The organism is Arthrobacter sp. E44, assembly GCF_041877125.1.
Classification (GTDB): Bacteria; Actinomycetota; Actinomycetes; order Actinomycetales; family Micrococcaceae; genus Arthrobacter.
Genome location: NZ_JBHDJA010000001.1, coordinates 248,813 through 260,841 on the forward strand (window position 1 = coordinate 248,813; position 12,029 = coordinate 260,841).

The 12,029-nt window shown below is 59.8% G+C and carries 11 protein-coding genes; 2 read left to right on the plus strand and 9 right to left on the minus strand.

The annotated features are described in order from the left end of the window. Positions 1-11: 11 nt before the first annotated feature. The 4 genes from ACETK3_RS01075 to ACETK3_RS01090 form a co-directional block, all read right to left on the minus strand. Positions 12-1,223, minus strand: a complete 1,212-nt coding sequence (locus ACETK3_RS01075) for a lipopolysaccharide biosynthesis protein (RefSeq protein WP_236798892.1) — start codon at positions 1,221-1,223, stop codon at positions 12-14. Between the two features lie 141 nt (positions 1,224-1,364). Next, positions 1,365-2,414, minus strand: a complete 1,050-nt coding sequence (locus ACETK3_RS01080; protein ID WP_236820057.1) for a glycosyltransferase — start codon at positions 2,412-2,414, stop codon at positions 1,365-1,367. After that, positions 2,411-3,154, minus strand: a complete 744-nt coding sequence (locus ACETK3_RS01085) for a glycosyltransferase (RefSeq protein WP_236820055.1) — start codon at positions 3,152-3,154, stop codon at positions 2,411-2,413. The genes ACETK3_RS01080 and ACETK3_RS01085 overlap by 4 nt, the downstream gene beginning before the upstream one ends. Next, positions 3,151-4,080 carry a glycosyltransferase gene (locus ACETK3_RS01090; RefSeq protein ID WP_236820053.1) on the minus strand — a complete coding sequence of 310 codons (930 nt, stop codon included), beginning with the start codon at positions 4,078-4,080 and terminating at the stop codon, positions 3,151-3,153. Before ACETK3_RS01090 ends, ACETK3_RS01085 begins: the two co-directional genes overlap by 4 nt. A gap of 238 nt (positions 4,081-4,318) precedes the next feature. Between ACETK3_RS01090 and ACETK3_RS01095 the strand changes: the two genes are divergently transcribed. Beyond that, positions 4,319-5,200: a glycosyltransferase gene (locus tag ACETK3_RS01095; protein ID WP_236798888.1), complete on the plus strand. Its 882-nt coding sequence runs from the start codon at positions 4,319-4,321 to the stop codon at positions 5,198-5,200. A gap of 59 nt (positions 5,201-5,259) precedes the next feature. Here the strand turns inward: ACETK3_RS01095 and ACETK3_RS01100 are convergent, their stop codons facing one another. Genes ACETK3_RS01100 through rfbB form a run of 4 tightly spaced genes read right to left on the minus strand, consistent with a single transcriptional unit; the run spans position 5,260 to position 8,836 of the window. Beyond that, positions 5,260-5,673: a DUF2304 domain-containing protein gene (locus ACETK3_RS01100; RefSeq protein ID WP_236798887.1), complete on the minus strand. Its 414-nt coding sequence runs from the start codon at positions 5,671-5,673 to the stop codon at positions 5,260-5,262. A gap of 8 nt (positions 5,674-5,681) precedes the next feature. Next, entirely contained in the window at positions 5,682-6,413 is a 732-nt protein-coding gene (locus ACETK3_RS01105) for a glycosyltransferase family 2 protein (RefSeq protein ID WP_236798886.1), read from the minus strand. Continuing rightward, the gene (locus tag ACETK3_RS01110; protein ID WP_237428513.1) at positions 6,410-7,834 is read right to left on the minus strand and encodes a bifunctional dTDP-4-dehydrorhamnose 3,5-epimerase family protein/NAD(P)-dependent oxidoreductase; all 1,425 of its coding nucleotides are present in this window, start codon (positions 7,832-7,834) and stop codon (positions 6,410-6,412) included. The genes ACETK3_RS01105 and ACETK3_RS01110 overlap by 4 nt, the downstream gene beginning before the upstream one ends. A 3-nt stretch (positions 7,835-7,837) precedes the next feature. After that, positions 7,838-8,836: a dTDP-glucose 4,6-dehydratase gene (rfbB, locus tag ACETK3_RS01115; protein ID WP_236798884.1), complete on the minus strand. Its 999-nt coding sequence runs from the start codon at positions 8,834-8,836 to the stop codon at positions 7,838-7,840. A 55-nt stretch (positions 8,837-8,891) separates the two neighbouring features. Here rfbB and rfbA point away from each other — a divergent pair, with 55 nt between their 5' ends. Beyond that, complete coding sequence (gene rfbA, locus ACETK3_RS01120) at positions 8,892-9,758, plus strand: glucose-1-phosphate thymidylyltransferase RfbA (protein ID WP_236798883.1); 867 nt, start codon at positions 8,892-8,894, stop codon at positions 9,756-9,758. A gap of 54 nt (positions 9,759-9,812) precedes the next feature. On the opposite strand, the gene ACETK3_RS01125 is transcribed toward rfbA, so the two are convergent. Further along, positions 9,813-11,996, minus strand: coding sequence for a GH25 family lysozyme (locus tag ACETK3_RS01125; protein WP_373992381.1), 2,184 nt, complete (start codon positions 11,994-11,996; stop codon positions 9,813-9,815). Between the last annotated feature and the right edge of the window lie 33 nt (positions 11,997-12,029).

The following is a 12,029-nucleotide window of genomic DNA, read 5'->3' on the forward strand; positions in this document are numbered from 1 at the left end:
CAGCCTGGAATTTATATAGCCCTAAGCGTCCTGAGACCAGGGAGCAGTAAGCCAAGGAAAAGGACTGCTTCACTGATTGCCATTGACATCGCGACCCCATCTATCCACCCCGCGATTGCAGTTGAGAACATTAGGCTTACGCCGATGACGGCCGAAATAACCGTCCAAGTCAGAATCAGCCGCTGGCGGCCATGCGGCAACAGGAGATTGCGAATAAACGGAGAACTGGCCGAAATAAACAAAAACGAGGCTCCGTAGAGTGCGCATGTTGCCTGGCTGGCCTTGTTAGCGGAACCAAACAGGATTTCCGACGTCAATGGACCGAGTGCGGCAAGGAAGACAGCTCCAGCCAGGCCCAGCGCAAAGTGGGCTGCGACGGCGGCTGTATGGCGTTTCCTGGCGCTGGAGGCCTGCGGTTCGAGAGTCCAGCCCTGGAAGGTATTGCCTAAAGCCATCACCGAGAAGAGGCCAAAGCGGTAGATGGTATCGGCAGAGCCGAACCCTGCCACTACCGTGCTGGGAATGAAGGCCTGGGCGATCGGAACAGGTGTTGCAGCGTACGTGGTACCGGAGAGACTGATCGCTGCCGGCCCGAATTGGCCGCGCAGATGCTTAGTGGTTCCACGCCAAGAGGTGAACGTTTTGCCCCTCTCCGTAACAACGAGTCTGTGGAAGACCACAAGACTTATCCCAACAGCAGCCAGCAGTATGACTGGATAGAGCCAGATCTCCTTGGTCACCAGTATTGTTGGGACCGCAACAAGGGTTGCCGCCACCCGGGGCAGAGTATCAAAGGTCGCAAGCAGCGTTGGCTTTCCAACCCCTATGCAAAACCATGCCGGTGACAGGCCAACCACTGCAGTCGTTAGGGACATTGCTGCGCCGTCATAGCGATGCTCGGGGGCAGCCAACTGCCACGCCAAAGCGAAGACCGCGGGAAATACCACCGCTGAGAGGACCAGACGGGTTCTGATGCTCTCCCTGTAAACCTCTGCTCTGTGGAGAGGAGAGGGGTTCTGGGCTATTTCGACCGGACCGACTGTAGTCCATCCCCAGGCAATCACAGCACCACCAAAGGCGCCGATGGCCTGCCCGGATACAAGGCTCGACCAACCTCCTTCTCCGGCAACTCGGGACAAAATGGGCAGGAGTAGGAACGGCGTTACGAGCGATAACAGGGGTAAGCCCGTAAAACCGGCAAGCCTCAACAACACGGCTTTCATACTCAAGCACTTCCTTCGATTAGTACTGCAAGCCTGCTGCGTGGCGTGACCGTATTTTTCCAAGAGGGAGCCGGAACGTCGCCCGGACACCCGCTGCCGCGGAACGGTGAAACCCGCAGCAGGGGCAGGGGCCGGCTTTGACTAAGTGGCCGTGCCGAGCGGCATCCGCGGGAGAATCACACCGAGGTAAATCTCCAACGCGCGGATCGGTGCCACGTTCTTACGGAGCACGCCACCTAAAAGGCAACGAAGCAGGCGCCAAGCTCGGGGCTGCCCATAGGTCCTCAGCGCTTCCTGCAAGCCGGGGCAGGAAGATTGGTCCACGGTCCCGGACCGTTCCAGCAGGGTCCGGGCCATGAGCGTGCGCCAACCAAGTCCTGTCTTATAGATGATGCTGCAGATACTGCGGGGCCTCGTGCTTCCTTCATAGCGCTTGACGAACCGAAGGGTGTTGCGGATCGACGTGGGCAGGCTCTGCCGCGACTCGCCCACCACATTGCCGCTGTGCTGGATGTAGTCCTGCAACACGTCGTTCTGGATGCTGATTCCCCCGAAAGCAAGCGCACAGAGTCCGATCCAGTGATCGTGATATTGGGACGGCGCAGCGAGCGATGGAAAGGGGAGGGCTACGTCAAGAAGTTCGCGGCGGAACACACACAGAGACCCCGTCACCTGGTTGTTGGCAATGAGGTCGGCGGCACCGACGTTGCGCCTGTCGGTCAGGGTTCCTTTCGCAGGATCCTGATCGGCTGTCGAAATCTCCGGTGTCACTACCCGTGCCTGGCCTGTCACCAGTGCGGAATCATCCAGATGGGGGAGCAATGCTTCGAGTTTGCCCGGGTACCAATAGTCGTCCTGGTCGCTGAGGGCAACCCAGCGCGCTGCTTCCGGGACTGCTTCCAGGGCACGCTCGAAGTTGTGGTGGAATCCGAGCCGGCTTTCGTAGCCGAGCACCTGGAAGCGCGCATCGTCGCCGCATGCCCGGCGCACCATGGCCTCAACAGGCTGGTAATCGCCATCCACGGAAATGAGGCAAACAAAGTCCTTGTGGGTCTGCGCCTGGATGGATTTGAGCTGGCGGGCGAACATTGGCTCGTCCGGCTGGTAGGCGGCAAGTGCCACCGCACCGAAGCTGCCCGCGTAGCTGTCCGGGGAGGGGAGTATCGAGTCTGCATTGTGCCCGGAGGTCATCTGGTCCGGACCCTCCTGCCCAGGGCCACGAAGAACGCGCGAAGAAGCATGATTCTCGCACGCAGAATCACCGCGGTGGGCCGGCGTGACTTGGGGGTCGTGTTCTCGTCATGCAGGCGGCGTGCAACAGTCGGCGCCTCAACATGGATCATGTCTTGGTTAAGGTTGGCCACGATGGCGATCCACTGATCGTGCGTCTCGGTCAGGAAGTCCGGAAAAGGAAGTATCAGTTTTTTCGCGGCAGCACGGAAAGCCATGGTGCACCCGTAGTATGGCCGCACCCCAATCCAGGTGGTGATGATGTTTGCCACCCACCGCCGGCTGTCGGATTCTTTCAGCTGAATCTTGTGGTACCTGTTTGCCGGGCCTCCGAAAACGGTGAAGTTGCTTGCGGCAAAGTTCTTCTCTTGAAGGGCGTTGACCAGAGTTTCCACGCGTCCGGCAGGCCACACGTCGTCCTGGTCCGACAGCATGATGTATTCGCCCCTGCTGGCGGTTATCGCCTTTTCAAAACTGGCGACGTACCCCCTGTTTTCCTTGCTGGGCAGGAAGACGATGCGGGGATCGTCGAAGCCACGGACGACGTCGAGCGTGCCGTCAGTGGACGCATCGTCAACAATGATGAGTTCGTCCATGGAAGTTAACTGCGCAAGGATGGATTCCACTTGTTCCGCAACAAATTCCTGGCCGTTGTACGTTGCCATGCAAACGGAGACCCGCACGGGCGCATTCGCGTTCATGCGCTGATCTTCCGCTGGAAGGCGGCGTCAATCTTTCCAAGGCGTCCGAGCCACCCGTCCAAACAGCCCCGGATAAATGCCTGGTACTGTCCTTTTCGGTTGGCTCCGTAAAGCAACCTGAATACGTCGCTTTCGGCCTGGAAGCGGAGTCTGCGGATCAGCCACACAGGGAATCTCGCACCATACTGCCGCCAGAGGTAGATGCTGTTCCTGGTCATGTAGTACACCCGGAAAGGGGCATGCGAATGCACGTGGCGCTTGACGCCCAACACTGTCACGTGCCAGCCGAAAAGCATCATAGGCTGTGCGTGGCCCAACGCATGCGTCATATTGCATCCCTTTCCGACCAGGGTGGCCAGCCCGTGGGACCTCACACGAAGATTGAACTCGGAGTCGACACAGTCGATGAAAAGCCTCTCGTCAAGCATTCCGGCAGTCTTGAAAGTGGACACCGGGATAACGGCTCCCGACTGGAGGGGATCGAACGCTTCGGGAAAACGAGCCCTTTTGGTGAGCAGCGGGACGTTCAGGCCATTATGCGACTGGGCGCTCACCAGGCCGGCGTTGATGCCGTTGGCCCGGGCTTCCGCATACGTGTCCAGAGCTGCTGCGATGTAGCCAGGATCAAGGGCAGAGTCCTGGTCGAGGGTCACCACGAAGTCGGGGGACCAGGACTCAATCGCGGCCTCTATACCTGCATTCAGTGCTGCCGCAATTCCAACGTTGCCCGGCATCCGAATTACGGTGCAACCGAGGTCTTCCAATTCCCGCAACACGCTGCTGTTCCGCTCGAGGTCCGATCCGTCGTCGACCACAACCGTGTGAATGACTTGCTTGCTGAGGTCTCTCACCCTCTGGGGAAGGTCCTGGGGAGGGTGGAAGGCTGAAATAACAGCCGCCACACGCGGGTCACTCCGGTGCGTCACGTCTTATCGTTCCTTCTCGCTTCATCAAATAGACCGTTCCAATGCGTCAGGGAACTGTCAGACAGCAGGCTCCAGTCTATCGTCGGTTCAGAGGGGCCTCCATTTGCCTCTTCCAGCAAGTCGAACAGGCTTCCGGAAAGGGGCGGCCAGTGGCGACGCGGTAGCATTGTCGAGGTGCTCATCTCCGGGCAGACAGATCCAACACTCTGTATCTTCAAGAAAAGGACCTACCTGGCACATGGCCATTGATGTATTGCTTCCCTACTATGGGGACGTCGACCTGATGAAACTTGCGGCCCAGAGCGTCATGAGCCAGCAGTTCGAGGATTGGCGTCTCATCGTGGTCGACGACGGGTACCCCAGCCCGGAACCCCAGCGCTGGTTCGAATCAATGACCGACCCCCGGGTAACGTACCGGAAGAACGAAACAAACCTCGGCGCCAATGGCAACTACCGCAAGGCGCTCGAACTGGCTGAAGCGCCGATTGTCGTCGTGATGGGCGCGGACGACATTATGTTGCCCAACTATCTCGACGTTGTCTCCCGCGCGTTTGACGCCTATCCCGAGGCGAGCGTTGTGCAGCCGGGTGTGCAGGTCATCGATGAGCAGGGCCGCGCTTGCTCCCCTCTCGTGGACATCGTCAAGAAGGTATACGCTCCGTCCACCAAAGAGACGGTGCTGCTCCAGGGTGAAAGAATGGCCACTAGCCTTGTCCGTGCGGACTGGGCTTACTTCCCGTCTCTGGCGTGGCGAACGGACGTAATCCGTCGTATCGGGTTTACCGAAGGCCTGCATGTGGTCCAGGACCTCGCTTTGCTGCTTGATATCGCGGCCGAAGGCGGTTCCATGGTGGTAGACCCCACCCTGTCATTCCTCTACCGCCGGCACTCGGCGTCGGACTCGTCGGTCAAGGCCCTCGACGGGCGACGGTTCGATGAAGAACGTGCCTTCTTTGAGGGCCAGGCGCGCCGCTTCCGCGAACTTGGGTGGAACGCCACAGCACGGGCAGCGGCCTTCCACACAACATCACGCTTGAACGCCGCTACTTTGGTGGCCCGGTCTTTGATGATCGGGAAAACAGACTCGCTGCCGAGGCTGTTGAAACACGTGGTCTCGTAGAAAGTTTCGTTTAACGGCCAGGTGGCTGCCCGGTGATACCGAGCAGCCACCTGGTCCTTTTAAGGCGTTGGCTCCTGGGGGCGAACTTCCGGCGGAAGCTGCCCACCGCCGGCGGCATTGCCACCCTGCAGCCGGCCCGTTTCGAGTTCCTCCACTTTGAGGCGGAGAATGCCTACCTCTTCCGCCAGAACCCGGATTTCATCCTCCGCCTGTGACTGCTCGAAGGAGAGGTGCAGGCAGACCGACACCAGCAGTACGAGTGCAATCGCGAACAGAAGGTTCGATGGAACTTTGACTCCGAGCACGCTGCTGGACCAGAAGAGAAGCTGGGGAAATGCCACCAGCACCAGCACGCCGACGCCGATGATGATCCAGATGACGGCGTACTTCTCCCGCAGGTGACGGCGCCGCAGCATCTCGAAGATGATAAGCAAAATAACGAGCACAAAAATGAAGCCAACGAGGGTGGCCATGGAAACTCCTAGTTGGACGACGGTTCATTCCTCTTGCGCGTCAAAGCGAAGAGGAGGGCGAATGCTGACCGGCCCAGATAGATGGCGGCCTTGACCGGATCGTGGCTGGGAGTGCCGCCTTGGCGTTCCCGCATCGAAACCCCAACCTGGCGCACCGTACATCCTGACCGGATGGCTACGACCAGTGAATCGATCGTGTCACCCAGGTATTCGGCCGGGTAGTGGTCCACGTACTGTCGAATGGCCTTGGCATTGGCAGCGCGAAAACCCGACGTCACGTCTGTGAGCCGGGTGCCCGCGATCCGGGAAATGGTCCAGGCCAGAACATTCATGGCCCACTTGCGGGGCCCCCGGACAGTGTAATTTCCTTTTTCCGCGAAGCGGGCACCAATGACGATGTCGGCTTCCTGGAGCCCGTCGAGCACGGCCTTGATATCGCGTGGATCGTGCTGGCCATCGGAGTCGACCTGAATGACTTGCGAGTAGCCGTGCATCTTGGCGTACTTAAAACCGGTCCTCATGGCGCCGCCCACACCCATGTTGAAAGGGAGCTGCACGACCAGCGCACCCGCCGCACGGGCGACCTGCGCAGTGTTGTCGCGTGAACCGTCGTCCACTACGAGGACGCTGCAGTCGGGGCCAAACTCGAACACTTCCCGGATGGTGTTGCCGATGGACTCCGATTCATTCCAGGCCGGCATGATCACCAGGGTGCGGTGGGCTTGCTCTGCGGGAGTCATGCTTTATCGTTTTCCGCCTTCAGGTAGGCGCTTAGCCTCGACTCGGCGTCGGGGATCTCAAACCCTGTCGACTGCGCCTTCACCAGCTTCAGGTAGCTGTTGAGCGGCCGGGGAGCCGCTGCTTTGTCCTTGAAGTACTCGGCGGTCGTGACGCCCGTTACGTCACTCCGGGCTGCCCCGGATTGCTCATAAACGTCTCCAGCGATATCCGCCCAGCTTTTCACCGGACCTTCATTGCTGAAGTTGTAGGTCCCGTAGGCCGCGTCCCCACCCAGCAGGTGTCGGATGAAGGCCGCGATGTCTTCGGTGAAACTCAGCCGGCCCTTTTGGTCGTTGACGACTGAGGGTTTGACGCCTTGGCGCGCGAGGCTTGCCATGGTGCGGACAAAGTTGTTGCCTTCCCCGATAACCCAGCTCGTCCTGACGATGTAATGGCGGGGAACGACGCTGACCACCGCATCCCCGGCCGCCTTGGTTTGCCCATAGACGCCCAGGGGCGTGAAGGACTCGTCCTCGTCGTGGCTGTCCAAAGTTCCGTCATAGACATAGTCCGAAGAGACATGGACCAAAGTGAGGTTATGTTCGACGGCGGTGCGCGCCAGGTGCGCCACCGCGGCAACGTTGATGGACCAGGAGGCGCTCCGGCCTTCTGCCGTTTCTGCGGCGTCGACGGCGGTGTAGGCGGCAGCGTTGATGATGGCGGAGTAGTTCTTCCAGTTCCTGCCCGCGAAGCTTGCCTCGCTGGTGAGGTCAAACTCCGCCCGGCTTGCGAACTCAACTGTTGTGTCGCCGTCGTACGTCCTGCGCAGTGCTTTGCCCAGTTGTCCGTCCGCGCCCACTACAAGGATCTTCTTGGCGGGCATCGGCGCGACGTCCGCCATCCGTGGGTGCGCCTTGTCCTTATCGGAGAGCTCGGCCTGGGCAAGGGGAATGGGCCACTGTATCGCCGCTGTCTCATCCGCCAGGTTGAGGAAAGTGTACTGACCCTGGGCGTCCGCGGACCAGTGGTCATTCACCAGATACGTGTAGGCCGTGTTGTCCTCGAGTGTCTGGAAGGCGTTGCCAACACCCCGTGGAATGAAGATGGCCTGGCTTGGATCAAGCTCCGCCGTGAAGACGGCCCCAAAGGAGGGCCCTTCACGCAGGTCCACCCATGCCCCGAAAATACGGCCGGTAGCAACCGAGATGAACTTGTCCCAAGGCTCCGCGTGGATCCCGCGGGTGGTGCCGGCCTTTTCGTTGTAGGAGATGTTGTTCTGGACCGGCCGGAAGTCGGGCAGCCCAAGGGCCACCATTTTTTCCCGCTGCCAGTTCTCCTTGAACCAGCCCCGGTTGTCACCATGGACCGGAAGGTCATAGAGGACGACGCCGGGAATGGGGGTTTGGTGGGCGGCAAGCTTTTTCGAGAACTCCAGGGACATTTGTTACTGGCCCTGTTCCTTGTACTTGGCCTCGGTGGCGGCTTTCTGCGGACGCCACCAAGCCTCGTTTTCCCGGTACCACGCGATGGTGTTTTCGATCCCCTCATCGAAATTGGAGAACCTGGGCTCCCACCCGAGCTCATTGCGAAGCTTGGTGGAGTCAATGGCGTACCGCAGGTCGTGGCCGGGGCGGTCAACCACGTGGTCGTACGCGTCAGCGGACTGCCCCATGTGCTTAAGGATCAGTTCGACAACTTCTTTGTTGTTCTTCTCTCCGTCAGCCCCGATCAAGTACGTTTCGCCGATGGTTCCCTTGGCGATGATGGCCAGCACAGCTGAGGAATGGTCATTGGCGTGGATCCAGTCCCTGACATTTTCGCCCTTGCCGTAGAGCTTGGGACGGATCCCGTCGATCACGTTGGTGATTTGCCGGGGAATGAACTTTTCCACGTGCTGGTACGGCCCGTAGTTATTGGAGCAGTTGCTGATGGTGGCCTGCAGGCCGAAGGATCGTACCCATGCCCTGACCAGAAGGTCGGATCCGGCCTTGGTGGAGGAGTACGGGCTGGACGGGTTGTAGGGAGTTTGCTCCGTGAAGCGCTCCGGGTCATCCAGTTCCAGGTCTCCGTAGACCTCGTCAGTCGAAATGTGGTGGAAGCGCTTGTTGTGCTTGCGGGCTGCTTCGATCAGTGTGTAGGTGCCGATGATGTTGGTGTCCAGGAACGGGCGGGGGTCGTGGAGGGAGTTGTCGTTGTGGGACTCCGCAGCGTAATGGACAACTACATCGGTGTCGGCCACAAGGGCATCTACAAGCCCGGCGTCTGCAATGTCTCCCTGAACGAAGTTGAAGCGTTCCTGCGGAAGGCCCTGCAACGACTCAAGGTTGCCCGCGTAGGTCAGCTTGTCCAGAACAGTGACGTGGTCTTCGGTGTTTTCGATAACGTAGTGGACAAAGTTCGAGCCGATAAAGCCGGCTCCGCCGGTCACTAGAAGTCGCTGCATAATTCCCTAGACTACCGGATTTGCCGCTGCCCTAAGCGAAGGGAAAGATGGGGGCATGCGCGGAATAATACTTGCCGGCGGAACCGGCTCCAGGCTTCATCCCATCACGCTGGGTGTCAGCAAGCAGTTGGTACCGGTCTACGACAAGCCGATGATCTACTACCCGCTGTCAACGTTGATCCTTGCAGGTATCCGGGACATCCTCATCATCACGACGCCCCACGACGCGGAGCAGTTTGAACGCTTGCTGGGAGACGGGTCCCGTTTCGGTGTTTCCATCACCTATAAGCAGCAGCCTTCGCCCGATGGATTGGCCCAGGCCTTTGTCCTCGGCGCCGACCACATCGGCGATGACAGCGTCGCACTGGTGCTGGGCGACAACATCTTCTACGGCCAGGGCATGGGGACCCAGCTGCGCCGTTTCAAGACCATCGACGGCGGAGCGGTCTTTGGGTACTGGGTCAAGGATCCCTCCGCCTACGGTGTGGTGGAGTTCGACGACAATGGCAAGGCCCTGTCGCTGGAGGAGAAGCCAGCGGCTCCGAAGAGCCATTATGCGGTTCCAGGGCTGTATTTCTATGACAACAATGTTGTTGATATCGCCAAGAACCTGAAGCCCTCTGCCCGTGGGGAACTGGAAATCACCGACGTAAACCGGATCTATCTGGAGGCCGGTAAGCTGCAGGTCGAAATTTTGCCGCGTGGAACCGCTTGGCTTGATACGGGCACCTTCAATGACCTCAATGATGCCTCGAACTTCATCCGAACCGTCGAGAACAGGCAGGGCCTGAAAATTGGTGCCCCCGAGGAGATTTCGTGGCGGCTCGGGTTCCTGAGCGACGACGAACTCCGCGAACGGGCCGAGCCCTTGGTCAAGAGCGGTTACGGGGCTTACCTGTTGGAGCTCCTGGCTGAAAAGTAGCCTGGACACGATTAAGGGGGGTGAAGCCGCGGCTTCACCCCCCTTAATCGTGTCCTAGTAAGTCAACGAGCGGCATCCCAACTGGGAGTTGTACGCAGCAAACATTGAGACCGCAACCCCGTAAGTGCAGACGCGGTATTGGCCGCGGGCGGTGATTGGGACAGATGTCGAGTAGCCGTGGTCACCCACCGTCTGCAGGGCGCTGTTGACATCCGGCCGCTTGAGATTGGCAGTGAAGGGATATCCTCTGGTGCTCCCGTCCGGGTACGTGACGTAGACGTGAACAGGATTGGAAATGCCGGGCAATGCAGGGTCCAGTGTCCAGCCCTGGGTTACGACCGCAGCCTGCCCATTGGACACCTGGATGCCGGCGCTGTCGAGGAATCCCATGGTGGGCGGCGTAGAGGAAACGGAGAAGTTCCTGCATCCAAGTAGGGTGGGCCCGTTGGAGACAGGTGCCACGCCAGCAGCCTGGACGCAGACCGAATAGGTGCCGGTCGAGTTGATGGGAAGTGCGGCCTGGAAACCATGGTCACCCACTGTCCCCAGTGCGGAGTTCACATCTGGCCTTTTCAGGTTGGCCGTGACGTTCACAGGTGTAGGGCTCGTCACCGCGGTTCCGTCTTTGGCGGAAATGTACACGTTGACGGGAATGCTGGTGGCGGGCTGGGTGGGATCCAGGGCCCAACCGGTGACCTGAAGGGCCGCCGAGTTGGTGGCTTGGGTGATGGTCAGGGTGTCGTAACTGCCAATGGGGGACGGATTCGCATCGACGCTTATAGTCCTGCAACCCAAGGGAGTGTTTGCATTCTGGCCTATCGCATACGTGCAGACCTTGTAAGATCCCGGAGCTGTCACGGGGACCTGATAGTCGAAACCGTGGTTGGAACCCAGGCCTGTCGCTGACTGCACGTCTGGCCTGGAAGTGTTTGCGGTCATGCGGTAGCCGGTGGTGGTTCCGTTCGGAGCTGTCACGTAGGCGTCTGTATACGAGGACGTTGAGGGATTGGCCTGGTCAGCCGCCCACCCTTTGAGCTGCAGTGTGACCTTGTCCACGGTTCGGTTTTGCGTGAGGCTGTCGAAGCTGCCTACAGGCACGCCAATTCCTGTAGCGCTTACGCTCTTGCAGCCCAGGGGCGTGTTGCCATACGTGCCGATCGAGTAGGCACATGCAGTGTATGTTCCTGAGCGGGTGATAGGCACAGATCCGTCGAAACCGTGGTTGGGCCCGTAGCCCAGGGCCTGGTCAACATCAGGTCTTGAGGCATTGGCTGTCCAGGCGTAACCCGTGGTGCTGCCGTCCGGTGACGTGACGTAGACGTGTGTTTGGTTCGAGGCGGCGGTGTTGGCAAGATCAACCGACCAGCCCCGCGCGCGCAGCGCAAATTGGGTGCCGCTGCCTGTCACGGACAGGGAGTCGAAGCTTCCTGTTGGAAGCGCCGCACCTGCAAACCGCTGCAGGGATGGATAGTCGCCGTTCCATACGTTGGAGTCGCCCGCAAATGGCCCTGTGCTGCTGTATTGCCACATGCTGTAGGTGCTCCAACTGCCTGTCGGGACTGCCCCGGCATCGTTGGTGGGCGCTCCGGGGTAGGCTGCCACCCACAGGGGGTAGTCACCGAAGCCCGCAGGGTTTCCAAGGCACTGGTTCCACCAGATTGTGTTCGTGTAGATCGCCGGAAGCCGGCCGGTCAAGGACCTCATGGTGTTTCCAAAGTCCTGTACCCAGGACGCCAGCTGCCCGGGAGTCATGTTGTAGCAGGTGTTTCCAAAGTAGAAACCGTTGATGGTCCGGCCCTCATAGGGATTGAACTCGAAATCGAGGACCGGCGGCATGGTGTACCCGTCGGCGGACCATCCGCCGCCGTTTGCTACAAAGTACCGGGCCTGGTCGGCGCCTGATGACCAGTTTGGGATGGCAAAGTGGTAGGCACCGCGGATCATTCCGACGTTCCTGGAGCCCTGGTACTGCGGGCTGAACTGGTCATTCGTCATGTAATTGCCCTCGCTGGCCTTTACATAAGCAAATCGTGCACCCATGTTCCACTGCTGCTGCCAGTCGACGTTGGGCTGGTAACCGCTGACGTCAAGTCCCTGGATTCCAAAGGTGGGCGTCCATGTCCCTTGGGTCGCCAGCGACTCGGTACTGAGTCGCTGGACAGCGGAGGTGCTGGACGACGATGTTACCCGGGCTGACCGCTGGCCCATCTGAGCGCCCTTCCCGACGGCCTCAGCCATGGACTGCGCCGGTGGCGCCGTCGGCGCCGTCGG